The sequence below is a fragment of the Dyadobacter sp. HNCC25DJ186 genome, from assembly GCF_056895235.1.
The window spans coordinates 179,577-204,777 of sequence record NZ_JBXHAS010000011.1 but is presented as its reverse complement, the minus strand read 5'-3'; the positions used below and the strand labels follow the sequence as shown (position 1 = coordinate 204,777).

The 25,201-nt window shown below is 41.0% G+C and carries 19 protein-coding genes; 6 read left to right on the top strand and 13 right to left on the bottom strand.

Annotated features, from left to right (window positions below):
* Positions 1–164: 164 nt before the first annotated feature.
* The 6 genes from AC1XUO_RS25115 to rbsK all read right to left on the bottom strand — a co-directional run bounded on the left by AC1XUO_RS25115 (position 165) and on the right by rbsK (position 10,360).
* Positions 165–1,553 carry an aminopeptidase P family protein gene (locus AC1XUO_RS25115; protein WP_483332592.1) on the bottom strand — a complete coding sequence of 463 codons (1,389 nt, stop codon included), beginning with the start codon at positions 1,551–1,553 and terminating at the stop codon, positions 165–167.
* Between the two features lie 49 nt (positions 1,554–1,602).
* Positions 1,603–3,387: a DUF885 domain-containing protein gene (locus AC1XUO_RS25110; RefSeq protein ID WP_483332591.1), complete on the bottom strand. Its 1,785-nt coding sequence runs from the start codon at positions 3,385–3,387 to the stop codon at positions 1,603–1,605.
* A gap of 249 nt (positions 3,388–3,636) precedes the next feature.
* The gene (locus tag AC1XUO_RS25105) at positions 3,637–5,802 is read right to left on the bottom strand and encodes a sialate O-acetylesterase (protein ID WP_483332590.1); all 2,166 of its coding nucleotides are present in this window, start codon (positions 5,800–5,802) and stop codon (positions 3,637–3,639) included.
* Positions 5,803–6,039: 237 nt separating this feature from the next.
* Positions 6,040–8,346, bottom strand: coding sequence for an NADP-dependent malic enzyme (locus tag AC1XUO_RS25100; RefSeq protein ID WP_483332589.1), 2,307 nt, complete (start codon positions 8,344–8,346; stop codon positions 6,040–6,042).
* A gap of 176 nt (positions 8,347–8,522) precedes the next feature.
* Entirely contained in the window at positions 8,523–9,461 is a 939-nt protein-coding gene (locus tag AC1XUO_RS25095) for a nucleoside hydrolase (RefSeq protein ID WP_483332588.1), read from the bottom strand.
* A gap of 2 nt (positions 9,462–9,463) precedes the next feature.
* Positions 9,464–10,360, bottom strand: a complete 897-nt coding sequence (rbsK, locus tag AC1XUO_RS25090) for a ribokinase (RefSeq protein ID WP_483332587.1) — start codon at positions 10,358–10,360, stop codon at positions 9,464–9,466.
* 296 nt (positions 10,361–10,656) lie between these two features.
* On the opposite strand from rbsK, the gene AC1XUO_RS25085 reads away from it, so the two are divergent.
* Positions 10,657–13,308: a DUF7133 domain-containing protein gene (locus tag AC1XUO_RS25085; RefSeq protein ID WP_483332586.1), complete on the top strand. Its 2,652-nt coding sequence runs from the start codon at positions 10,657–10,659 to the stop codon at positions 13,306–13,308.
* A gap of 130 nt (positions 13,309–13,438) precedes the next feature.
* Here AC1XUO_RS25085 and AC1XUO_RS25080 read toward each other — a convergent pair whose 3' ends face one another.
* Both AC1XUO_RS25080 and AC1XUO_RS25075 read right to left on the bottom strand, forming a co-directional pair.
* A complete protein-coding gene (locus tag AC1XUO_RS25080; RefSeq protein WP_483332585.1) occupies positions 13,439–14,014 on the bottom strand; it encodes a cupin domain-containing protein in 576 nt (191 codons plus the stop codon).
* Between the two features lie 228 nt (positions 14,015–14,242).
* A complete protein-coding gene (locus AC1XUO_RS25075) occupies positions 14,243–14,632 on the bottom strand; it encodes a hypothetical protein (protein WP_483332584.1) in 390 nt (129 codons plus the stop codon).
* 593 nt (positions 14,633–15,225) lie between these two features.
* Between AC1XUO_RS25075 and AC1XUO_RS25070 the strand changes: the two genes are divergently transcribed.
* Together AC1XUO_RS25070 and AC1XUO_RS25065 are read left to right on the top strand one after the other, a co-directional pair.
* The gene (locus AC1XUO_RS25070) at positions 15,226–16,032 is read left to right on the top strand and encodes a metallophosphoesterase family protein (protein ID WP_483332583.1); all 807 of its coding nucleotides are present in this window, start codon (positions 15,226–15,228) and stop codon (positions 16,030–16,032) included.
* 5 nt (positions 16,033–16,037) lie between these two features.
* Positions 16,038–16,634, top strand: coding sequence for a hypothetical protein (locus AC1XUO_RS25065; RefSeq protein ID WP_483332582.1), 597 nt, complete (start codon positions 16,038–16,040; stop codon positions 16,632–16,634).
* Positions 16,635–17,010: 376 nt separating this feature from the next.
* Here AC1XUO_RS25065 and AC1XUO_RS25060 read toward each other — a convergent pair whose 3' ends face one another.
* The 5 genes from AC1XUO_RS25060 to AC1XUO_RS25040 all read right to left on the bottom strand — a co-directional run bounded on the left by AC1XUO_RS25060 (position 17,011) and on the right by AC1XUO_RS25040 (position 21,424).
* Positions 17,011–17,460 carry a hypothetical protein gene (locus AC1XUO_RS25060; RefSeq protein WP_483332581.1) on the bottom strand — a complete coding sequence of 150 codons (450 nt, stop codon included), beginning with the start codon at positions 17,458–17,460 and terminating at the stop codon, positions 17,011–17,013.
* Positions 17,461–17,514: 54 nt separating this feature from the next.
* Positions 17,515–17,931: a DUF2251 domain-containing protein gene (locus AC1XUO_RS25055; protein ID WP_483332580.1), complete on the bottom strand. Its 417-nt coding sequence runs from the start codon at positions 17,929–17,931 to the stop codon at positions 17,515–17,517.
* A 29-nt stretch (positions 17,932–17,960) separates the two neighbouring features.
* Positions 17,961–19,892, bottom strand: coding sequence for a hypothetical protein (locus AC1XUO_RS25050; protein WP_483332579.1), 1,932 nt, complete (start codon positions 19,890–19,892; stop codon positions 17,961–17,963).
* Complete coding sequence (locus tag AC1XUO_RS25045; protein ID WP_483332578.1) at positions 19,889–20,281, bottom strand: hypothetical protein; 393 nt, start codon at positions 20,279–20,281, stop codon at positions 19,889–19,891. The genes AC1XUO_RS25050 and AC1XUO_RS25045 overlap by 4 nt, the downstream gene beginning before the upstream one ends.
* A 108-nt stretch (positions 20,282–20,389) precedes the next feature.
* On the bottom strand, positions 20,390–21,424 hold the full coding sequence (locus AC1XUO_RS25040; RefSeq protein WP_483332577.1) for a LacI family DNA-binding transcriptional regulator: 1,035 nt from the start codon (positions 21,422–21,424) through the stop codon (positions 20,390–20,392).
* Positions 21,425–21,550: 126 nt separating this feature from the next.
* Here AC1XUO_RS25040 and iolB point away from each other — a divergent pair, with 126 nt between their 5' ends.
* From iolB to AC1XUO_RS25025, 3 genes are all read left to right on the top strand, one after another.
* A complete protein-coding gene (gene iolB / locus AC1XUO_RS25035) occupies positions 21,551–22,420 on the top strand; it encodes a 5-deoxy-glucuronate isomerase (protein WP_483332576.1) in 870 nt (289 codons plus the stop codon).
* Positions 22,421–22,479: 59 nt separating this feature from the next.
* Positions 22,480–23,487: a 5-dehydro-2-deoxygluconokinase gene (gene iolC / locus AC1XUO_RS25030; RefSeq protein ID WP_483332575.1), complete on the top strand. Its 1,008-nt coding sequence runs from the start codon at positions 22,480–22,482 to the stop codon at positions 23,485–23,487.
* A 169-nt stretch (positions 23,488–23,656) separates the two neighbouring features.
* Positions 23,657–25,123, top strand: coding sequence for a CoA-acylating methylmalonate-semialdehyde dehydrogenase (locus AC1XUO_RS25025; protein WP_483332574.1), 1,467 nt, complete (start codon positions 23,657–23,659; stop codon positions 25,121–25,123).
* Positions 25,124–25,201: the final 78 nt, after the last annotated feature.

The following is a 25,201-nucleotide window of genomic DNA, read 5'->3' as shown; positions in this document are numbered from 1 at the left end:
ATGGTTGCGGATTGTTCACAGGTGGCTCCGAGCCTGGACATTCCAAAATCCTTGAATGGTCAATAACAGTATATGAACCACTCTCCGTAAAACGCAAAACCGGGAATAGATTAAACATGATCATATAACCTATTCCCGGCCTACGGTTTATTTTTAAACTGATACTACAGTCTAACCAATCCTTCAATATCAGCTACCGATTTAATAAGCGGATCACCTAATAATTGATAGCCATTCTCCGTAATCAAGAAATTCTCCTCAACCCTGGCACCACCAAAATTGCGGAAGGCGTCTAGTTTGTCATAATTTATAAAATCCCTCAGTTTGCCTTGTCCTTGCCACATATCCATTAATTCTGGAATAAAATATAATCCTGGCTCTACGGTAAGTACAAAACCAGCTTCCAGTTCTCTCCCAAGCCTCAGTGATTTCAAACCAAATTCTTTGCTTTTTAACATACCTTCCGAATAACCAACATACTGCTCACCCAGATCTTCCATATCATGAACGTCCAGGCCCATCATATGTCCAAGCCCGCATTGGAAAAATAAGGTATGGGCTCCTTCCTTTACCGCATCTTTGGCATCACCTTTCATTAATCCCAGTTGCTTCAAGCCGTCAACCAAATGTTCACACGCCAGTTTATGAACATCCAGAAACCTGATTCCAGGTGTTAATGCATTTGCTGCTGCCTGTTCAGCTTTCAGCACGATTTCATAAACTTCCTTTTGTAAGGGGCTAAATTTTTGGTCAACAGGAAAAGTTCGGGTCAGGTCACCTGCATAATGCATTGAGGTTTCAGCTCCGCAATCACATAGTACCAATTGCCCCTTTTTCAAAATATCACTTGTCGGATGATTATGCAGCGTTTGTCCATTTACGGTATAAATAACAGGATAAGCAATATTTCCTCCTGCACTTAAAGCAAGGCCTTCAACAATTCCGGCAACATATTTTTCCGTCACATTTTCCCTTGAATAACGGATTGCGGCCAGATGCATTTCGTTGCTGATATTTACAGCCTTGTCAATTTCAGAAACTTCCAATCCAGATTTGTAGGCACGTTGGGCGATTAGCGCTTTAATCAATTTAACCGAAGCTCCATCCTTTACCTTCGCAATTGGAATTTCTAAAATATCACTTAGTTTGAAAACAGCATCCGATCGGTATGGCGGCAGGTAGTGAACGGTTTGTCCAGATGATAATGCTTTTTTAATCAAACCTCCCAGCAACTTTGATTCCGCCACTTTATTAATTCCCGTCTGCGCGGCAATTTCCGTTAACGATGGCTGCGTTCCCATCCACACGATATCATCTATCGTTGGTTCGTTACCAATAATCAAATCAGTATCTTCATCAACATTAATGATTGCCGCCAACCCGGGTTTATCCAATCCGAAGAAATATAGAAAACTGCTATCCTGGCGAAAATGATAAGTATTGTCTTTGTAGTTCATGCCCACTTCTTCATTTCCCAAAAACAGAATAAGCCCATTACCCACTGCTTTTTTCAGCTTATTTCTTCTCTCCTTATATATATCAATACTAAACATCTTCTTTCATATTATATTTAACCATCATTTAATTCGCCTCTTGCAAAACTTACTTTGCCAACATCAAGTTTTTGATATATTTGACGGGAGCACTTCCGTAACTCAGGAATTTTTCATGGAAAGATTTCAAATCGAACCTATCACCAAGCTTTGTTTTATAATCCCGGCGTAAATCAATGATTTCCTTATATCCGGTATAATAACTTGTCAGCTGCACATTACTTACACTGACCCTTTTCCATTTACCTTCCGCTTCTGCTTTCTGTTGAAATGCTTCTATGATCAATAACCGCATCGCTTCATCTTTACTCATATTACCAGCGTGAACGCTGTAATCCAGAATCGTATTGCATACCGCCCGCAAATGCCATTTATACCACATAAGCCACATTTCCGGCTCATCATTTCCAAATCCATTTTCCAGCATCATTTGCTCGGTATACACCGCCCAGCCTTCAATCATCGCGCCGTTTCCTAACAGTGACTTAATCAGGCTTGGCGATTGATTGGCGTAAACCAGCTGGGTATAATGACCGGGAATTGCTTCATGAATATCCAGGATCTGCATGATGTAATGATTATACTCCCGCAGATAACTTTCTGCTCTTTCTTTTGGCCAGTTGGTTATGCTTCCTACATTATAATAAGTATTTCCACCTTTATCATACGGACCTGGTGCGCTGATGGATGCCCCTGCGACGCCTGCCATATAAGCAGGCTCTTTTCTAACAATAAGGGGTTTTGTGGGATCGAGCGTGATCAGTTTCTTATCATTGATAAATTTAATAAGACCGGGAATAATATCAGAAATTGCGGTTTGAAAATCCTGTTGTTTGACGTGATTCGCAGAAAGCGTGTCAATCATCCTTCCAATCAATTCAAGTGAATCAATTGGCATAGGCTTCGTGCCGAAATATTTTGGCCATAACTGTCTGCTGATTACGGCCATTTTTGACTGAACTTCTTCCTTCCTGTTTACTGCTGAGTCATAAATCTGAGCTGCGGTATAAGCCGATTGTATTGTATGCGAAAATTTTCGTGCATACAAGTCTTTACCTAAACGAAAGCTACGCGGGTTTTCATTTTTCAGCTCCTTTAACCATTTCGCATAATCTTTAATTGAAGCAGCGGCAAGCTCAGCACGGCGAAAAATCAAATTTTTATCGTGTTCAGAAAGTGCTGATACCTTTACAGAGTCTACCAGATCCTTCTCAAAAACAGACAAGCCGCCAAGGTTTTGTTCAACGGCCAACATTAAAAGCTCAGGAACAGGATCAGAAATTGTGCTTTTTGCAGCTTTGTAATATTCTGGGACAACGATAAGTTTTTCTTTTATACGCTTCAAACGCTCTTCAAGTGGCGCATACTTTTCGTTTAATATAAATGCGAAAGAACTACCGACGTTATATTGGGAAGGATCCCACTGATAAGATTTTAACGTATCCAAAGACCAGAGATTCTCTTTAAGCAGATTCCGAATCATGTAATAATCGGTTCTATTGGAAGCAGATAATTCGTCAGGATTTAATGTCGACAAAGAATCCAGATTTCGTTTTGCGAACATAACAGATGACTGGATATACCCCGAATCGAGCACAACCAAAACACTATCGTATTGATGAAAACCGGCATTTGTCGCCCATTCCGGATTTTGCTTCCACAAAGCCCGAATAAAGGATGCTGAATAATTTTCAAATAACTTATCTGATGCCCCATCCTTTTTGGTCGAAGCCGATTTTTTACATCCGCCCAAAATCACCAGCACCGATATTGACAGAATGAATAAAATTTGATTAAAACTTCGTTTCAGATAAATACGGAGGGACAAATTCATAAAAATTAATTTAATGGATATTCGAATCCAAATTTAGAAGGAACAGACAGAATATTTCCCGCCATTATTAATAAGTTATTGCCTTATTTTAACATTCAATTTTTACTGATTTAAATATCAAAAAATATATCGGTATTTATAAAACTCACAACACCCAGTCGATTTAAAATTAACCTGATTATCCTTAAAAAATAAAAGCGGGCATACCTTTAATGGTATACCCGCTTTTTAAAAATCTACTCTTTAAACCTACAGCACGACAAGCTGTTTGGTAACGTCCACACTACCACCTCTAATTCTTACAATATATTTCCCTGATGGCAGATTTCTAACTAAAATCTTTACCCGGCTTTTCATATCCTGCGTTTGCGTAACCACTACTCTTCCATACATATCGTATACAATGATTTCCGCGTTTGCAATGTCATCACGAGATTCTACAAAAACGTTATCCCTGGCGCCTGGATTCGGAAACACCACAATATCTGACTCACCCTCTGTTATAACCTGCAACTGATTTGAGTACGGAGAATAACAAGTCAGCAGATTACTGCCCAAAACATACGTTACATTAGCTCTTGCGGAATACAAACCTGTCTGCGTTGTCCGTAATTCATTCGTCACCGAAGTAGTAAGTAGTTGTTCATCACGACGCCAGTCGTATTTTTCATCTAAACCAGTCTGATTTATTGAAGCCAAAGCAGTGAAAGGACCAATTTTTTCAATAAGCGGAGTAGGTACCTGCGGACGATACAATAATGTCGATACATCAGAATTATCCGATAGGCAACCAAAAGCATTCTCACTTCTTACAAAGTATGATCCACCCTCATTTACTGTCAACGCGGTTCCTGTCACCAAAGAATTTGCCGCTCCCTGGCGATACCAGTTGTAAATATCGTTTCCGCCGTCGATCGAAAAAGTAAAGGATGAATCAGCACAGGCCTGCTGGGAACCAATTTCACGTATTGTCGGCCTGGCAGGTTTAACCGCCGTACTGATGACCATAGTCTGCGTACGTAAGGTATTTCCACTGGCATCTTTTACCTTGCCCGTATAAGTGCCAGGACTTGAAACCGTGATCGATCTAGCTCCCCGGTATTGCGTATTCCCGTTCACAGACAACGACCATTCGTAATTTAGGTAACCTTCAGGTAATGATAAATTAAGCGAGCTGTTATCAGCAGCGCAGGTACTTGTAATTCTAGGCTCCTGCGTGACCGGAACAGGATTGGCTGTTGAGAAAAAGTTTAAACTCAGGGACTCGCCCCAGGCATTTGCCAATGTATTTAACTGCACGTCGCCGTAAAAATGTGTTCCGTCAATTCTTTGAACAGGAAGATTATCAGTCTCCGGACCAGCAAAGGCAATTCCCGGTAAATCGCTGATTACTGAATTTTGCGCAGCTACAATCGTTGAATTGCTACGGAAATCCACATAAGAAGTACGTGCGATGACCCATGGCACTTGCCTGTTTATATCTGAATTCAGCTTTCCTATTAAAGATTGCAAACTATTTTTATATTCACCAAAACTCATGTTCAATGGAGAATTATCCGTTTCTCCCTGCATCCAAAGTATCGCCCGAACCCCATACTGCTTGGCATAATGCTGTGCAGATAACCTCAGATTGGCATAAGGCATCAAAGCAGGAAATAGAAGTTGAGGACTGCTGTAAACATTTCCAGTTGGAATACCCTGCGCACTTTGCCACCAATTACGAATGGAAGTACCATCCCAGGCCGTATTGACAAACATTACAGGGACATTCAATTTTTGGGTAAGCAAATCACCCAGAATCCCCCAACACCATGTTCCATGACCACGAAGTCCCATCGTGATGTTCGCGTTATTCATCCTGGAAAATGCAGGTGCAGGCAGGTCGCCAAGGCCATTTCCAATTTCATTGTTGTAGCTGACATAATTTACACGATCGTCGTTTGCAACAGGGCTGGAATAATTCATCCCCTGTGCGTTTGACTGACCCGCGATGATGAAAACTTCTCCAACGCCCAAACGCTCGATTGTTCCAATGTTACCAACCATCACACCACCTCTGATGCCGCGAACTTCGATTTTATACCATCCACCAGCCAAACGAAGTGTTCCGCTGAAAGCGCCACCCGTTGGTTTTTCCTGCAAAGTTGTCCATCCAATAGCGCTCCCCTGATTGGCAGCAACGGGCGTTGCCTGTACCTCAATTTTGTCTATTACAATCGAATAACTTCCGCTTATTGTAACCTCAGCAGAACCACCTTTTTCTCTTTGATAAACGGCACGTTCTAACGGGGCCGTCAGGTTGATTTGGGCATATAGCCCCAACGGGAAGAAAAGTACTAAAATACAGACTCTTATAAAAGCCGAAAATGGATATTTCCCAGAAGTAGCAAGTAACGTATTAACAGTATATCTCATGTAATGTGAAAAATCAATTTGTATCGTCGTCTAGCTTTCACGACACAAATCTTGCAAAAAGCGTTGTCTCGTGCAATAAAAAACTATTAAACGGATAGAAATCTACCTATCGATATTCTAGAATTATTACGACGAAATTATGCATTAAGTTGCATTATATCTTCACATATACCAAAAAATCTAATAAACTCCTGTTTACTTAACAGAAGTTTATTAGATTATCTTGCCCTTGTAAAATCAAATCTTGCCAGATACCTCAGCATTTTTCGTTTTACTTTTCATTTGCGCATCAATCACAGCAACAAGTGCCATATTATAAATACTGCGCACGGAACTGCCCAATTGCAATACATGAACCGGTTTTTTCAGACCTAATAAAATTGGTCCGATTGCATCTGCATTTCCCACCTCTTTCAATAAATTGTAGGCGATGTTACCCGCTGCGAGATTTGGAAAAATTAATGTGTTCACATCCTGATTGACCAGTTCGCTGAATGGATAACTATCCTTTAACATTTGCGGATTAAGCGCAACACTTGCCTGCATTTCCCCGTCTACGACCAGGGAAGGATATCTTTTTTTGATCAGCTTTCTCGCGTCCGACATAATCTTCGCCTCCGGAGAATCGCTGCTTCCAAAATTGGAATAACTTAATAACGCAATACGCGGGGTGAGGTTAAAATTTTGGACTTCCCGCGCTGCAAGATTGGTAATGTCGGCAATTTCCTCAGGCGTTGGGTTGAAATTAACAGTTGTATCGGCCAGGAACAACGGACCCTTTTTTGTAATTAGAAGGTACATACCGGCAATTTTCTTGACGCCATCCTCCGTTCCGATAATTTGAAGCGCCGGGCGGATCGTGTCAGGATAATTTTTGGTCAGACCTGAGATCATCGCATCTGCATCGCCGGTTTCGACCATCATACAGCCAAAATAATTCCGGTCGTTCATGGCTTTTATTGCCTCGTATTCATTGATACCTTTCCGCTGACGTTTTTTGAAATAAAGATCTGCATACTGTTTTCTTTTACCTTCTTGTTCGTCACTCCTTGGATCTACGATTGTGATACCATCCAGATCGATTCCATTCGCAGCCGCAACTGACTTTATTTTGCCTGCTTCGCCCAATAAAATTGGATAAGCCACTTTTTCATCGAATAAAATTTGCGCCGCTTTCAAAACTTTCCAATTGTCGGCATCTGCAAATACCAGACGTTTTGGATCAAGGCGGGCCTTATTTCCGATGACGCGAAGAAGCTGATTATCAAGACCAAGACGATGATCCAGCTCTTCTTTATATGCATCCCAATCTTGAATACCTTTTTTCGCTACCCCACTTTCCATGGCAGCACGGGCAACAGCTGGCGCGACGGTCGACAATAATCTCGGATCCAGTGGTTTGGGAATAATATAATCTTTACCGAAAGAAATCGTTTTCTCGTTGTAAGCCAGGTTAACGATATCCGGCACAGCACTTTTCGCAAGATCGGCCAGTGCCATCACTGCGGCAAGTTTCATTTGCTCATTGATCTGTGTTGCACGGACGTCCAAAGCACCTCTGAAAATGAATGGAAAACCAAGCACATTGTTGACCTGATTAGGGTAATCGCTCCGCCCCGTTGCCATGATCAGGTCCTCGCGCGCTGCGGTTGCCGCTTCGTAAGAAATTTCAGGATTAGGATTCGCCATGGCAAAAACGATCGGTTTTGATGCCATACTCTGGATCATTTCGGGACTCACCACATTTCCAACACTTAATCCAAGAAACACATCAGCACCTTTCATCGCCGAGACTAGTGTCATATCCGGTGTCGCTGACATTGCAAACTGTTTTCTGTCGTCGTCAAGGTCTGTACGTAAACTGTGCAAAACGCCATCCTTGTCGAATAAGGTAAAGTTTTCTGATCTCGCGCCCAGAGATTTATAGAGCAACACGCACGACATGGCGGCCGCTCCTGCCCCGCTCACTACAAATTTAGCAGTGGTAATATCCTTTCCCTGTAATTCCAAAGCATTTAATAAGGCCGCACTGCTGATGATAGCCGTTCCGTGTTGGTCATCATGCATTACAGGAATATTCATTTTTTCCCGCAACTGTTTTTCGATGTAAAAACACTCAGGCGCTTTGATATCTTCCAAGTTGATACCACCAAAAGTTGGTTCAAGGGCAAGTACGATCTGGATGAATTTATCAGGGTCGGTTTCGTTGATTTCAATATCAAAAACATCGATATCCGAAAAAATCTTGAACAAAACCGCCTTTCCTTCCATCACAGGCTTACTGGCGTCAGGACCGATATTTCCCAGACCAAGCACAGCGGTTCCATTGGTTATTACTCCAACCAGGTTTCCTTTGGCAGTATATTTATAAACATCTTCTACATCTCTGAAAATTTCCATGCAGGGTTCAGCGACGCCCGGCGAGTATGCCAGTGACAAATCGCGTTGTGTTTTTGCATCTTTTGTTGGGATCACCTCAATTTTCCCTGGCCTGCCTTTGGCATGATAATCCAGTGCCTGCTCTTTTCTTAACTGCTCCTTCATAAAATTTAATTTCACTTCATTACCCGATCATTTTACAGTGTAACTTCTGATCGGAATTTTATTTGACTATTAGCTTCATTTGTTTGACATGCCAAAAGTATGACACTTTGAAGGGAATTCACCAGACAATTTACTTGTTTTGCCAATAATTGATAAATATCGGCTAAAATAGGTAACTAGGACAAATTCTTAATCGCCGCAGCCAACATTTCTATATATTCATCGCGCTTGATATCATAACAAACTTCCGCGTTCGGCATCTTTTTTAAAACGTTATAAAAGTCGACAACCGTTGCGCCGGATGTCAATTCCCCTTTTGTTTCTACCTCTACATAACAAGGTTTTGAGGTAAACATCTGAGGATTGATCAGCCATGCGATGGCACATGGATCGTGAAGTGCTGCCCCACCTTCAAGCTCTACCCGGTTTTCACGATAAAAAACAGAATAATATTCCAGAAATTCTGCTGCTGCCTGTCCGCTTTTGTTTCCTATCGCCCTGAAAAGATCAATATCCTTTTGATAAACAACTGCTTTGTGTGTTACGTCAAGTCCGCACATCGTGATTGGAACTCCTGACCTAAAAACAATGGATGCAGCTTCCGGATCCGCATAGATATTAAATTCGGCCAGCGGTGTCATATTTCCTCTGAAAATCCCGCCGCCCATCAGCGAAATCCTTTCAATCTTGTTTTTCAAATTTGGAAAAGCAAGAATAAATGCAGCGATATTGGTAAGCGGTCCGGTAGGAACAATGGTTATTTTCTCTTCACTTTCTGAAACGATTTTGGCAATACCCTCAACCGCCGTTTTGTTTTCCACCTGCAAAGTCATCTCGATAAGCTCAACGCCATGCAAACCACTCTCACCATGTACATTTTCATCAATGACCAGATTTCTAAAAAGCGGAGTTTCCGCGCCACGATACACGGGGACATTCGCACCGATTAAAGATAAAACTTTAAGTGTATTTGCCAGTGTTTTATCCTGGGTCTGATTTCCAGCCGAAGTCGTCACCGCCTTAACATCGAAAGATCCGCTTCCAAAAGCCAGCATTAACATCAAAGCGTCGTCATGGCCAGGGTCGCAATCAATTATAACGGGTATTTTTTTCATGATTATTTTATTTCATGTTGATAAGGAGCAGAACTTTGCGCCCCCATTCTTGTAACTGAAATGCCTGATGCTTTGCATGCGAACCGACAAGCTTCGATCCAATCTTTTCCCTCTGACAGGGCTGTCACAATAGCACCGTTGAAAACATCTCCAGCCGCAGTGGTGTCTATGGCCACAACTTCCTCCGCAGGAATTATTTGAGCATACCGATCATTTGACAAATAAACGCCCTGTTTCCCCAAAGTAATGATCACATTTTCAATTCCTTTCTCCCGAAAATATAATGCAGATTCTTTCAGCGTCTCTTCGTTTTCTGGTAATATACCCGTAAGAATTTTGGTTTCTGTCTCATTAGGGGTGATCAGATAAATACCTTTCAAAAGATTATCCTCCAGCTTTTGAGCAGGGGCAGGATTTAAAACGAATTTCAAATGGAGCTCTTGGCATTTTTCAACGATATAAGTAATCGTTTCAATAGGAATTTCCAGTTGAACCAGAACCAGCGCAACATCCTGAAAAATCGCATCCGGCAGATCCGCCGGTTTCAAATCCATGTTCGCACCGGAAGCCACAATAATCTGGTTTTCGCCAGAACCATTTACAATGATCGACGCGACACCAGATGGAAAATCGGGAGTTTCAAGAATGTATTGAGTATCCAGATTCTCTTTCTGAAAACCCAATAATGCTTCCTTCCCAAAAACGTCTTTCCCAAGTTTCGCTACGAAACGAACCTCCGCCCCGAGTCGTGCAGCCGCGACTGCCTGGTTCGCCCCTTTCCCCCCGGGATTCATTAAGAACGTTTGTCCAAGTACCGTCTCGCCAGGTTTAGGAAATGCTTCTGTCTTTATAACCAAATCCGTATTCGAACTTCCGATGACTAATATTTTACCTGACATACTATTTCTATCCAGTGTAACCTTAAAAAAATTAAAACGGCCCCTTTTTTAACTACGACCAAAAGCGAAGTTATTGATTAACGTAAACTAAACATCTACCAAAACCGCCTTTAAGTATTTTTTAACCAAATCTGAACCGATTTTAACATCAATTCTTCAAATGCCTGCGTTAACGGTTAAAATTCTATTCTTCGTAGGGTTTCCTCGCATGGATATACAGAATTTGTTTGCTAATTTTCGGTTTTAATTGAATAATTCCTACAAATCCTGAATCCCGGTTAGATTTAAACAACATCATGTTAAAAATTACTTTTAGTCTTGTTTCCGCTTTTCTTATGCTAATGTGGTTTGGCCCGCAACATTTAAATTCTGCGAAACAACCCAATTCAGAAACTCTGTATATTGCTGATTCACTTCCAAATGCCAGCAGCTGGCCTAGTGAACTTAAAATTAATCATTTTGCAGGATCAGATCTTACACCAAGTCCAGCTTGCCTTGCTGTCGCTGCGACCGGCGAAGTTTTCGTAGGAGTCGATATGATCGGCTCTCTTGGCAAAGATCCGGGGAAAGGTAGTATCATTAAATTGATCGATACGGATAACGATGGAAAAGTTGACAAACACACCGTTTTCGCGATGGCGGATAACCCTCGCGGAATTATTGCGATGGGCGATCAGGTTTTCGTTTTGCATACCATTTTTTCCCCAGAAACGAAGCTTGCAACAGGCATGGACCTTGTGGTTTTTGAAGATAAAAATCAGGATGGTGTGGCAGACGGACCGTCAAAGCCGTTGATCAAACATATCAGCTCGCCGAAATTTCTGCAAAGCCGTGGAACTGACCATGCCACAAACGGCATCCGTATGGGAATTGACGGATGGATTTATATTGCCGTGGGAGATTTTGGTTTCCATGATGCCGAGGACAGAAGCGGTAAAAAAATGACTATGCTGGGTGGCGGAATTGTCCGCGTGAGACCAGACGGTACTGAAATGGAAGTCTACACGCATGGCATGCGGAACATCTATGATGTAGCGATTGACCCTTTCATGAATATTTTCACACGTGGTAATACGAACGATGGCGGCGGTTGGAATATCCGTTTCAGCAACCAGATCCAGTCGGGAGAATATGGATATCCGGTTTTGTTCCAGCATTTTACAGATGAAATCATTCCTGCCCTGATTGACCTTGGTGGCGGATCCGGGACGGGTGCGTTATTTATGGACGAAGCGACCTGGCCTGAAAAATATAATATGGTGCCTATGATGGCTGACTGGGGAAGAAGCCAGTTATTCATTCATCGTGTCACGCCTGACCAAGCGACTTTTACCCAGAAAGATGAAGAATTCATAAAACTATCTCAGATAACCGACCTAGACGTAGACGGTTCAGGAAGATTGTATCTTTCCGCCTGGGATGGCGCAGGATATTCCGGAAGTCCCGCCAAAGGATTTATTGTCCGCGCTGTACCTCAAAATTGGAAATACAAAGCATATAGCAATGTTAAAAAAGCATCGATCAAAGAGCTTGCAGCTTTATTAAAATCCGGAAGCGCAGTTGCCCGTCTGGATGCACAGCAGGAGTTATTGACCCGCCCGGCAAAACAAGCTGCCGACATTTCCTGGAAGGTTGCCATGGATAAAAAGTTGCCGCTTCAAAACCGTGTCGCCGGAATGTATACCTATGCACAAGTTACCGGCGAAGAAGGTATTTCCAATATATTAAAATTGACAGAGGAAGATGCCATGCGTGAGTATGCTTTGCGTGCTGTGACCGATCGTAAGGGAAATCTCAAAAATATACCAACGGAGGTATTTTTAAAAGGATTGAAAGACCCTTCTCCTCGGATACAAATAGCATCAACGATTGGGCTTGGACGCCTGGGACGTATTGAAGCTGCACCGGCCTTGTTGCAGGTAAAAGTTCCTGCCTCATTTGTGGCTCCCGTGAAAGATGTGGAAGGCCCGCATGCCACGCCGAACTCTGCCATTATTCCTCCTCATATTGCCGTAAGATCGCTTGTGAGCCTGAATGCATTTGATGCTTGTGTAAATGCGATTGGAACGGAAAATTCAACCATCGCTTTATGGGCATTACGTTATATGCACGATCCAAAAGCGGTAAACGGATTGATCGCTGCATATAAACAAGCGAAGGATCAGACTTTGAAAAAACAAATCCTGGTAACACTTTCCAGGTTGTACAAAAAAGAAGCAGATTATGACGGTTCATGGTGGTGGAGCACAAGACCAGATTCGCATGGTCCTTATTACAAAGCCATTACCTGGGAATCCTCACCTGCGATCAAGGCCATATTGACAGAAGAATTTAACAAAACCGACGCGACGGGGAAACAATTTTTCGCAGACCTTAACAGCAGACACAGGATGGAAATCGCCGAATTTGGAGGGGATGAAGTCGTTGCTGCAAAGGAAGAAGTAAAGGTTGATCTTGACAAAATCAGAAATAAAAAGGGCCAGGTTGGCGAAGCTTCCATCGAGGATGTGATGCTTGCCATGGCGAAAATCAATGGCGATCCGGCATTGGGAAAAACACTTTTCACAAAACAAGGGTGCGTGGCTTGTCACAGTATCGCGAAAGGAGAAACCATGAAAGGGCCTTTCATGGGGCAGATCGGCTCGATTATGAACCGTGAGCAGATTGCTGAGTCGATTCTGAAACCAAACGCTTCGATCTCCCAGGGTTTTGCTTCTGTCGTGATCGAAGCCAAAGGAGATAAAACTTATATGGGTTTTATTACGCAGGAGTCCGCGGCGAAAGTGGTGATGCGCGATATCACTGGCCAGCTTTACACCATCAAAACGTCTGATATCGTTTCACGCAAAGAGCTGGAAGATTCGATGATGCCGACCGGCCTCGCCAATGCTTTGTCTTATGAGGAATTTGCATCACTGATTACTTTCCTTTCTCAACAGAAAAAGTAAGATCATCAATTTTAAGTTTAAGGATCACTTCCTGTCACCGATCGCCTTTTTATAAAAGATAAGGTCGTTTTGCCAATTGTCATAAAGTTTTGATTGAAACCGGATCGGCAACTGCCGATCCGGTTTCAAATCAAAACTTTTTCATGTATTCCAGAGCGGGTCCGACTCGCTCGAAACCATGTGCTTTTCGAAAGTTGTCCTGTTCTTCCATAGACATTTTCGCCAGTTTTCCTTCACTTACTGCCTGGAAAAATGCCTCCATCTTTCCCGCAGGCTGAAATAGAATTAACATCTTCGCTTCTTCACCTCCAGTCTTAGAAAAGGTGTGCGGCACTCCCCTCGGCCCAAAAACACTGTCTCCCGCTTTAACCTGATATGTTTCCTCCCCTACTTTGATCAAAAACTCTCCCGATAAAATATACCACCATTCGTCCTGTTCATAGTGGAAATGGAGCGAGGGCCCACCGTTTTTGACACGCGTAGATTCGAATAGATACATGTCGTCATTCGTATCCTTCGAGGCAATTTTTCTAAAAAAAGTATCGCCTTCCAGCAGGGATATGCTTTTGTCAAAACGGTCCTTCCCGTTATCAACTTTTATACCTTTTTTCCCGCGGTCTAATTGCCAGGTTTTGGTTTTTATTTCCGCAGCTGACAAAACCGGAAGTGCCCCCAATGATATTTTTAGAAATGCGTTTCGTTTCATAAGTTGAGATTTAATATCCATAGTCATTAAGAACAACTAATTTAATATCAATCAATTACAGAAGCAAAAACAACTTATTTAACGCAAAAATGTCACCACGCTTTCAAACCAAAGCTCAGTGACATTTTAATATAAGTTTATGCCGGAAGCACAGAAAGCTGCCGAAGGTTATTGTACCTGGAAAGACATGTTCCGTATTCCGGGCATTAAGAAGTCCTAAAAAATGAATTAACCAGCCATTAAAATTCTTCTACTCATGTCTGTTAATCTGATTCCTCTTAAAGTTTTAACTTTTTTCGCAACATTGATTGCATCACTAAAAACATATCCTGCCCCAAAAAACTGTTTGAATTCTTTAACAGATTCGTCTAAATGTTTTTTAGATAATCCGCTGTATACCAGCTGCAATAATTGTGATTTTTCAGGAGTCAGGCTTTGAAGTTTCCAATATTTCGGATGATTCACCCCAATTGGTGCTCTGAAAACCTTGTCGTGTTTTTCTTTGATCAGGAATTCAAAGTCAATATTTACTTGTCCGCTATTTTTTACGGCACTTCCCTTCATTACAATTTTTGCCTCTCTGTCTACGGCCAGACTGAATATTTTTTCGTGTATCATCGTCGCTAAAAGTTTGTTGAGTGAATCAGGTAGAAAATTTTGGATTAGTCTTACGAATAATCCAGTGTATACGCTATAATATTATGCCAAACAGGCATATACCGATACTATTCATTATTTTTTTAATATGGATAAGAGGTTATATCCAATTAAAATTTCCTTAGAACGGCAAAAAGGTGGATTTCATGCCTAAATTCAGCAAAACTGATCATGCAACTTCAATAATTGCTTCTCTGATAATGATCGAATAGCGATATTTTTCCCCATTGTAGTTACGATTTCTCTGTCAGAGCCAGCTCATTCATCATTCAGAACATCAGCGACTTCCACAAATTTCTTTATTCCTAAATCCGACAAGATTCAGATTTCCGCATTACTAAATACTACCAGATCTCAAATTCGCACCCCTCTTATATTTATTTGATTTAAACATGAATAATACCCTAAGAATACAGGATTATTAAACATTTGATTTACAGCAAGATAAAATTAAAAGCAGCAGTAAGTTCTCAATTAAATAAACCGTGGCAGGAATTTTACTAATGAAATGGAAGTTAGCAATTGATAACGTTACAAATTAACCTTGATACACTTTGAAAACTTTTTCGCAACTGGGTATTCTACTTCTTGGAATTTCATTCTTTTCCTGCGACGGAATTTTTCAATTTAATCCTAATCAGATTGTTTTGAAGGAGAGTCAGAGAAACCTGACTGGGAAGAATATCGAAAAAATTGTAAAAATACCTGTTAAAGATACACTACGATTTATTTTCATGGGTGACTCTCAACGCTGGTACGATGAAACTACCCATTTTGTCGAAAGCGCCAACGAGCAGCGTGATATCGATTTTGTACTGCACGGAGGAGATATTTCAGACTTTGGAATTACGAAGGAGCTGAAATGGATTAACGACATTATGAAGGACTTGAAATACCCCTATCTCACGGTGATCGGGAATCACGATATTGTGGCTAATGGTTCGGATGCTTATGTCAGAATGTTCGGTCCATTGGATTACACCTTCAACTACGGCGATTACAAATTCATTTTCATCAATACGAATTCACTGGAGTATGGACTTGACGGGAGCACACCGAACATCCCCTGGCTGAAATCGCAGCTTGCCGACAATCCTGATGGAAAACAGACCATTGTTATTGGACATGTCCCTCCCTTTGATGCCGACTTCGACCGAAATCTGGAAAAGGAATATGCCGAGACCCTGGCAGCAGATCCTAACTTAAAATTCACGCTTTACGGCCACCAGCATGCCTTTAAAGAAGGAGAATATTACGATGATGGTGTTCATTATTATCAGACTACAAGCATGGGAGACCGGGGATATCTGATCATTACCTGCTGGAAAGATGGCCAAAAGGTGGAGCGCGTTCAATTTTAATCATTATGAAAAGAATATTATTAATACTTTTTCTGTCAGCGAATTTCGCTGCCATAGCACAAGATGACCAGCCTGGGCTGATATCCAGAAAGTGGTATATACCCGATCATTTGAAGTTGCATTTTGCCGGGAATATAGGTTTTTTATCGGGTGGCCCGGGTTATGTTTCAAATAATAAATCACTCGAAACAGATCTGTTATTCGGTTTCCTGCCTAAGAAATTTGGAGGAGATGCTTTGGTCACCATTTCAGCCAAAACGACTTATTCGCCATGGAAAATTCCCCTGAAAAACGGTTATTATATACGCCCATTTTCAATCGGTGCATATCTGAGTTATACCTTCGGGCCTCAATTTGACACCAAATGGCCCTCCTATTATCCGACAGGTTATTATTGGTGGGCAACTTCTTTCCGTCCGGGAGCTTTTTTTGGAGGAAAGGTTGGACGTAATCTGATGATTAAAAATCAGGTGAAACAATTTGAATTTTACTACGAAGTTGGAAGTTATGATCTGCTCATGATCAGTTATGTCCAGAACAGAGAATATCTTAAACTTTCGGATATTAGCAATTTATCTTTTGGGGTTAAAATGGCGTTTTAACTCATGCTGTTTTGTCTTCCTTAACCATGTATGGAATAGCTTTGATTAGGCGGGTATTGTTGAATTCTTCGACAACTCTGATATTTTCCGCAGGCACCATCCCTCTGCTAATCCAATTTGTAACCGTTTCTGTATTTTTAATATTAAACCGGCGGCAGTATTCCTTAATTGTGACCCAGTCTGTAAGGTCAACAATATGGCCCTGGGTGATCAGTATCTTTCAAAAGTGTCTGTAAATTAGCTTTAAATTCTTCTTTGGTTTCCATAAAATACTTGATTCAAATTTCAAAGGAAAACGTATTTGCATGGAGTGTCTCCTCAGACCTGAAAGATTTTTAATACGTGTGCTAAAAAAAACCTGCGTCCAAATAATGCCTCATCCAATCAACAGAAAATCCAAATCCCGTAAATCAGGCCTCACAAATTCCCTCCTTGCTTCAACCGAAAATATCAGCTCGCGACTGTAAAATTTCAGGAAATTGGATGGAACTCCGTAAGGGCTATTTGTCAAATCGTTGGCTGCATTCAGCAATGATTTTTCATTTTGAACCTTTTTCCAGTAACAATCTAAAAGCCAGATCCAGAATTGCGTAATCGTTTCGTGGTAACCGCTGAAATCTGTATTTTCATTTCCTAACGATTTATTATAATCTGCAATGTAAGTCGGCATCAATACTGACGTTTCCTCCAAACCAAAATTCGTTACAAACCAAAGCCCGACTGTCAGATGGGCAAAATGTGTCCATTCTTCTTCCGGAAGCGTTTTTGACACAAATTTATCGATCAGACTTTTAATGTCTGAAATATCGAGATAGTGATTCACCATATTCAAAAGTAAAATCCAGGACTAAAAGAAGAAACTGGCAAATGCAGGCAATTTTCACGAGCGTTTTTCGTCCGGCACCAAATATTTGGCCATGACCTCTTCCGTCAATTGCCTTTCATTGACCAAAGCCCAGTCTCCGGTGTTTTCAGGAATACCATTTCTGCAATATCCGGCTTTCAGACCGAAATCAAAAATGGCGTGGTAGTGTTTATTGATGATCAGAAAGGCAATCCAGCCATCGTCGCTCCAACTGATTTGCAGCTCCGTAGGCAATGTTTTTTCTGTGATTTCTGCAACATTATAAATATGCAGCCCATCCAAAACTTCCGGCTGTTCTGATTTATTGATTGCATAAAAAACGCCGGTCGTCATATCATCCTCAAAAGCTACACCGAAATTTTGAGTTGGGGAGAAGCTGTGGATGAAGGTGTCGTGGCCGATTTTGTAGGTTTGGGTTAGTTGTGGGTTCAAAGTTTATCTTTTTAAAGCATTCCACTAAATTATGACGCTCGGTTTAACGGTCCAATTCTTGCCTTCTTCCCATTAATAAAGACGTCATTTACTCCTAGTGTAACCAATTCACCAATGGTAAAATTCAATGTACTTTGCTTGATACTAACATCATCGATTGTATCAAGTACTTCCAGAATTTCGACTAAGATTTCTCGCGCTTTATTATCATCTTTTAATATTATTCGATTAATTACTGCAAATGTATTTTTACATTTACAAAGTATAATTTTAAGAGAAGTGTTTGTAGGGTTATTTTCAATAAGGTATTCTAAAAAGCCGATTAAACTTTTAACGTAGACAAATTCTTCTTGTTGCCTCTCTTCTGTTAATGTGGTAATATTCAACTTACTTATGGTCGCTATAATCATCTCGACATTTCTGTTCGGATTTTTTAAATAAAGATCTTTGAATAGACTCAGTGCTTCTTGCTTGTCTTGTAAATATAACTCAGTCATTTTCATCTTCTCATGAATACTTGAAAGCTCTATGAGATAATTTGCAATTAGATCTTTTGCTTCCCTTGGATTAACATTTATTCTCATTTTAAGAAATAAGATAGCATTTCTCATACAATGCTCAGCTTTTTCCAAATCAGATTCTTCATATAAGTGCGACAACTTACTGTAAAGAATTCCTAAATAATTGACATTATCCTTTGTATATAAATTACTAATACTCAAAATATAATATTCTGCTTGCTTTAAGTTTTTATAGGCATTAAAATTGTCTCCAACGTTAATTTGGAAAGTAGCCAACAGTATTAGAACATAGGCAATTCTATTTGCCCGAGGATTACCTTCCTTTTCAGCCAAATAGTTTTGTATACTTCTATACTCCTCTATTGATCTTATAACGTCGCTATTAAACTCACCTCGAACAAGACGAAATTGTATATACGCATGTAAGTAGTCAGAATATTCATCAAGATACTTATCATCCGATTTAATCAAGTCTAGCAAGATTATCTTCGCTTTATTTAATGATGCTTCTTCAACATCAAAATTCTTTTTATCAGGGAAATGACAATGAGAAATACTTAAATTGAGTTTAGCAATTTTTGAAAGTACACTTAAATTTTTTATTGGATTTCTATCATTTTCTTGCGCGTAATAATCGATTGCCTTTTGATAGTAAATTATTGCATTTTGGAATTCTCTTTCATGTGTATAACCAAAACCGATTTTAGACATTAAATTAGCAATCTCCGAAGCCGTCAATACCTGTGAGTATTGGGCAACTATTTTTAAATTTATTGAAATCGTTTCTTCAACCCTAAAATCTTCCAAAAAATCTGAGAATTCCAGTAAATTTTGAACTGATTCTTTTGTATCTACAGATTCTTTAAATAATCCATAAGCACGTTCATTTCTAGCAAAATCATTACTGTCGAAAAGCGTGGCTCTCGCCTTAAGAAGGAAGGAATTTGATATTCTGCTTAACTCTATATCATACATTTTAGAACTTTCTCTTATTAGTTCTCTTCTTGAAATAAGTCCTTCTTCATTAATTCGGTCACTAAGTAGATCAAGATCCCCATTTGCTATCAGGTCTCTTATTCGGCTAGAATCATTATAATTGATATCGCTGTTAAGTGCAATATTGAGAAAAGAGATAAGTGATTTTACTATTTGATCCTTTTCCTCAAATAAGGAATTCAATTCATCTTCAATAGAAATAAGACTTAAACCTTTTTCATGAATTAATTCATCAAGATATTCATTCTCTCCATTTTTAATTCTCTTTTCATCTAGGGATGCAAGTTTTTCATTTAATGTCTTTTGTTCAAGTATCTTCGACTCGATAGTCTTACTTAACTCTCTATACGAGGTCAAATTAAAAAGATTTATTGTTTTATCACCAATGGAAAGATTCCCATTGGAATTATCTATATCTGAGTTCGTAATTACATTTTTCATCATCTATCACCAACATGTAATGTACCATTTGTGTTATTTATAGTTGATTTTATAATCAAATTCTTTGAATTTTCAATTGAAATATCATCCTTCGGACCAACTGAACTTTTCATTAATGCCAGTAATTCATCTTTAAAAGTGACATCATCTTGAAGCCAGTTTTCAAAGAGTAATTCTAGTTTGCCTTGATTCCTAATATTTTCAGGATCCACCTCAAAAGCTTCAATTACTTTCTTTTCAACCTCTTTCTTGGGTCTCATTTTAATCTTATCCCAAACTTCTTTTCCAACTGCACCAATTAATCCTTTCGCAAATAAATCTGCTAAGTACTTAACCGGCATTTCTATATTTTGCAAATCAATTGCAGTTATGATTGTCGATAATGCATCCATAGTATGCTAGATAGTTTTAATCAATTGAAATTTTAATTCTAAATTTCAAGATAATGAAATTAATTAATTCTGATCCTTGCGTTAAAGGTAAAATATTCCTTGATCCTCTCACGAAATCCTCAGCGAAGACTCCCTAATAATCAACTCCGTCGGCAACACAATATTCTCATGCACAAAATCCCCTGATCCATTCAACTGATTCAGAAACAAACGGGAAGCTTCCATACCGATCTTTCTGCCGGGGCGATGAATGGTGGTGAGTGATGGATAGGTGTAAGCGGAGATTGGAGAATTGTCAAAACCAACGATACCAACATCACCCGGGATTTTCAGACCTCGGTCGAGGATGACCCGCATCGCTCCTATCGCCACCTGGTCATTGACACCAAAAATAGCATCCGGCGGAGAATCCAGATCCAGCAATCTTTTTGTGGGCACAATCGCACTTTCAACCTTGAAGTTGGTATTGATGATCAATTCTTCACGTATCGGAATATCGTATTTTTTTAAACAATCCCGATACCCTTTGAATCGCTGTTCAGAAACCGTCAGTCCGTTGGGTCCTTTCAGATGGGCGATGTTTTTATATCCGATGGTAAGCAGATGTTCAACAGCGGCAAATGCACCATGGTAATCATCAACCGTTGCCCGGCTTGTTTCAAAATCTTCATATTCCCGGTCAATAAAAATCAGCGGAGTTTTTCTCTGGATCACACTTTCCAGGTGTTCATAATACCCTGCGTCATAGGTTTCCTGGGAAACGGACAGGAAAATTCCTTCGGTACGGTTGGACAGCAGTTTTGATAAATATTCTTTTTCCAGCAGATAATTTTCGTTTGTCACACATATATTAAGGGTATAACCCAGTGGCTGCAAAATGGTGTGAAGTCCCTCTATTACAGCGGTTTCATAATAATTTCCGATCGTTGGTACCACTACGCCCAATGTCGCTGTTTTCTTATTCAACAAACTCAAAGACACTTCGTTACGCTGATATCCTACCTCTTTTGCGTATTCCTGGATATTTTTCCGGGTGTCTTCATTGATGGCCGGATGATCATTGAGCGCCCTGGATACTGTCGATGGAGAACAACGGAAGCGGCGGGCAATGTCTTTGATAGTAACCGGACGAGAGGAATTCATGAGTAGGATAATTACAATTAAATATTTAAAATTTTTTCAAACGTTTGCATACATTATTAACATATTTACACTTTGTATTTAATTTATACCAAGCTATCATTGTGCAAATGTAACAGAAAAGCAACAATGAGCGACCTATTGGTAAAACCAAAAACGGATCAAAAAACGTATCATTCGCTAACAAGCGAACAAGCCGGCTGGACTTATTTAAACTTCGAAGCCAAAGTTCTTGACCTGAACGAACAATATACACTGAACACGGGAGATTACGAATATTGCATCGCGTTATTGGGTGGTAATTTTAAAGTTGAAACGGCGGAGGGAACATGGGAAACAGGAAACGGACGAAAAGATGTTTTCAGCGGAATCGGTCATGCCATGTATCTATCAAGAAATACCGAGTTCACATTAACGGCCCAAACCGACAAAACGGATATTGCGATTTGCTGGGTTGCAACCGACGAAGATCATCCGCCTTACATGAAACGCCCGGAAGAAGCCGCCATTGAATACCGTGGCGGCGACAATGCCAACCGCCAGATCAACAGCTTATTACAACCTGGTTTTGACTGTCATAAAATTGTTTGCGTGGAAGTATATACGCCGTCTGGAAACTGGTCATCTTTCCCTGCTCACAAGCATGATGAACGCAAAGTGGATGCGGACGGAACGCTGATCGAAGCGAATCTGGAAGAAATATATTTCTATAAAATTGATAAACCCCAGGGATATGCCATTCAGCAAGTTTATACAGACGACCGTTCGCTGGATGAAATTGTACGCGTACATCACAATGAAGCTGTTTTGGTACCAAAAGGATATCATCCGGTAGCGGCGGCGCATGGCTATAATGTTTATTATCTGAACTTTCTGGCTGGGAGCGATCAATCGTTGGCTAACACTTCGGATCCGGATCACGACTGGATTTATAATTCCTGGAAAGGTCAGGATCCAAGGCTTCCCATCGTCACCCTGGAAATGAACAACGCAAAATAGATCTCGTCTGAAAAACGAATTAATTCTGATATCAAGTAACCTGGCTAACATTTTTTTCCATGCCTAAACACGATCTTTTAACCATCGGGCGCTCTTCCATTGACCTGTATTCTGCGAATATTGGAAGTCCGTTCGAAAAAATCAGTGCATTCAACGCCTTTGTAGGCGGCTGTCCGCTAAATATCGCAACGGGCGCACGACGACTTGGCTTGAACACCGCAATCCTGACAGGAATCGGAAATGACCAGGTAGGAAATTTCATCAAACATTTTTTGGATGAAGAGGGAATAACTACTGAATACATACCAACGATTGAAGGAACAAGAAGTTCAGCAGTAATTTTAGGCATTGAACCACCGGATAAATTCCCTCTGGTTTATTACCGGGAAAACTGCGCAGATATCAACCTGACAATTGACCACGTAAATGCGATTCCATTCAAAGAATTCAAAGCCGTTGCATTTTCCGGAACAGCGTTCAGCAAAGATCCGAGCCGCACGTCGATGTTTTATGCATTGGAAGTTGCCAGGAAACATAAACTGAAAACACTCCTGGATATCGATTTCCGCGCCGATCAGTGGGACGATCCCCGTGCTTTTGGTGTAACACTTCGCGCCGCTCTGAGCAGTTTTACCATGGTAGTTGGAACAGAAGAAGAAATTCTGGCGACTTATTTAACCGACAAAGAACAGCTATTGATTAAACACCAGCAGATTTCAGCGCCCGAAATCCGTGGCAACATTAATACTGCCATCGAGGAAATCCTGAAATCCGGAGTAGAAACCCTGGTCGTTAAACGCGGAAAAGATGGTGCTTCTATTTTCCAACCCGGAAAAGAAGAAGTAAAAGTTCCGGGATTTCCGGTGGAAGTTTTAAACGTATTAGGTGCCGGAGACGCATTCTGCGCGGGTTTTTCTTTCGGAATTCTGAATGGATGGGATTTATATAAAAGTGTAAGAATGGGAAATGCCTGCGGCGCGATCATCGTAACAAGAGAAGGCTGCGCGAACTTCATGCCAACTTACGAGGAGGTGAATGCGTTCGTAGAAAGCCGAGGTGGTTTTTAGGTTACACAGAGAACCACAGAGGTAAAAGGAGAGCCATAGAGGTTTTATTTTGTTAAGCACAGAGTTAAAAGAAAAAACTCCGTGTCCCTCTTTTTAACCGCGCGGCGGCCGCTCTGTGAACCTCTGCGTTACCTTTTAGACATAACTAGATTTTAATTAAAATATCATCATGGAGAAATTACAGAATTATATTAATGGTCGCTGGGTGGATAGTCATTCCAGTGAATTTACCAACGTTGTGAACCCTGCTTCGCAGGAAATATTGATGCAGGTTCCGATCGGGAGCGCGCAGGATGTGGCAGATGCGGCGCAGGCTGCCCATGAAGGATTTCAAGAATGGAGAAGTACGCCGGTTTCGAAACGTGTGCAATATCTTTTCAAATTGAAAACACTACTGGAAGATAACCTCGACGATATCGCTAAAACAATTACGCTTGAATCCGGAAAAACTTTTCTGGAAGCAAAGGCGGAAATGGTCCGGGCGATTGAAAATGTTGAAAATGCCTGCGGAATGCCGGCTTTGATGCAGGGTGAATTTTCTGAAGACATTGCCAAAGGCATTGATGAATACATGATCCGGCAGCCGCTTGGACCTTGCGCATGTATCGCACCGTTCAACTTTCCGGGCATGATCACATTCTGGTTTTTGCCTTATGCCCTGGCTTGTGGAAACAGCTATATCATCAAGCCTTCGGAAAAAGTGCCGTTGACGATGACAAAGATTGTTGCGCTGATGGAAAAACTGGATCTGCCAAAAGGTGTGTTAAATCTGGTTCAAGGTGGACGGGAAGTTGTTGATGCGATTCTGGAACATCCTGTAATAAAAGGAATCAGTTTTGTTGGTTCTTCTCAGGTTGCCAAATACGTTTATTCCAAAGGTGCCGCGCATGGAAAACGTGTTCAGGCACAAGGCGGGGCGAAAAATCCTGTCATCGTGTTGCCGGATGCAGATATTGACATGACCACGCAGATCGTGATCGACAGCGTTTACGGATGTGCCGGTCAGCGTTGCCTTGCCGCTTCGACGATCATCACGGTTGGTGAACATAAGGATATTACAGAAAGCCTGGTGGAGTCAGCGAAAAATCGTAAGACTGGTTTCGGACTGGAAAGTGACGTTCAAATGGGTCCGGTGATTACCGCCGAAAGTAAAAACCGCGTCCATCACTTGATCGACAAAGGACTAAGCGAGGGCGGAAGGTTGTTGATTGATGGTCGCCATGCAAAAGTACCAGGGTTTGAAAATGGTAACTTTATTGCCCCAACCATCATTGAAGACATTCCTCTGGACGGTGAATTGGCTGCGACTGAAATTTTCGGTCCGGTACTAAGCCTTGTCCATATCAATACCATTGAAGAAGCAATCCGCTTTATCAATTCCGGTCGCTACGGAAATATGGCTTGTATTTTCACAAGCAGCGGATTAAACGCCAGAAAATTCCGTCACGAAGCGGAAGCCGGGAATATTGGTATCAACATCGGTGTTGCCGCTCCGGTTGCGCAATTCCCATTCTCTGGCTGGAAAGACAGTTTTTATGGTGATTTGCACGGACAAGGAAACCACGCGGTAGAATTTTTCACTCAGACCAAAGTCGTGATAGAGCGGTGGCTGAAAGAGTGGAACAGGAAATTCTGATTCGGCTGTCGGCGATCGGCAGTCGGCTTGTCCTGAAAAAATGAGATTGACACCATAACGATTCAACTAAAAAACTAA

Excerpts from the sequence above, each read along its gene's own strand:
- AC1XUO_RS25060 (WP_483332581.1), bottom strand. The coding sequence starts at position 17,460 with ATGGTGAATCACTATCTCGATATTTCAGACATTAAAAGTCTGATCGAT.
- AC1XUO_RS25095 (WP_483332588.1), bottom strand. The coding sequence starts at position 9,461 with ATGAAAAAAATACCCGTTATAATTGATTGCGACCCTGGCCATGACGAC.
- AC1XUO_RS25065 (WP_483332582.1), top strand. The coding sequence starts at position 16,038 with ATGAAAAGAATATTATTAATACTTTTTCTGTCAGCGAATTTCGCTGCC.
- AC1XUO_RS25085 (WP_483332586.1), top strand. The coding sequence starts at position 10,657 with ATGTTAAAAATTACTTTTAGTCTTGTTTCCGCTTTTCTTATGCTAATG.
- AC1XUO_RS25100 (WP_483332589.1), bottom strand. The coding sequence starts at position 8,346 with ATGAAGGAGCAGTTAAGAAAAGAGCAGGCACTGGATTATCATGCCAAA.
- AC1XUO_RS25075 (WP_483332584.1), bottom strand. The coding sequence starts at position 14,632 with ATGATACACGAAAAAATATTCAGTCTGGCCGTAGACAGAGAGGCAAAA.
- AC1XUO_RS25080 (WP_483332585.1), bottom strand. The coding sequence starts at position 14,014 with ATGAAACGAAACGCATTTCTAAAAATATCATTGGGGGCACTTCCGGTT.
- AC1XUO_RS25050 (WP_483332579.1), bottom strand. The coding sequence starts at position 19,892 with ATGATGAAAAATGTAATTACGAACTCAGATATAGATAATTCCAATGGG.
- AC1XUO_RS25025 (WP_483332574.1), top strand. The coding sequence starts at position 23,657 with ATGGAGAAATTACAGAATTATATTAATGGTCGCTGGGTGGATAGTCAT.
- AC1XUO_RS25105 (WP_483332590.1), bottom strand. The coding sequence starts at position 5,802 with ATGAGATATACTGTTAATACGTTACTTGCTACTTCTGGGAAATATCCA.
- AC1XUO_RS25040 (WP_483332577.1), bottom strand. The coding sequence starts at position 21,424 with ATGAATTCCTCTCGTCCGGTTACTATCAAAGACATTGCCCGCCGCTTC.
- iolB (WP_483332576.1), top strand. The coding sequence starts at position 21,551 with ATGAGCGACCTATTGGTAAAACCAAAAACGGATCAAAAAACGTATCAT.
- AC1XUO_RS25045 (WP_483332578.1), bottom strand. The coding sequence starts at position 20,281 with ATGGATGCATTATCGACAATCATAACTGCAATTGATTTGCAAAATATA.
- AC1XUO_RS25115 (WP_483332592.1), bottom strand. The coding sequence starts at position 1,553 with ATGTTTAGTATTGATATATATAAGGAGAGAAGAAATAAGCTGAAAAAA.
- rbsK (WP_483332587.1), bottom strand. The coding sequence starts at position 10,360 with ATGTCAGGTAAAATATTAGTCATCGGAAGTTCGAATACGGATTTGGTT.
- AC1XUO_RS25110 (WP_483332591.1), bottom strand. The coding sequence starts at position 3,387 with ATGAATTTGTCCCTCCGTATTTATCTGAAACGAAGTTTTAATCAAATT.
- iolC (WP_483332575.1), top strand. The coding sequence starts at position 22,480 with ATGCCTAAACACGATCTTTTAACCATCGGGCGCTCTTCCATTGACCTG.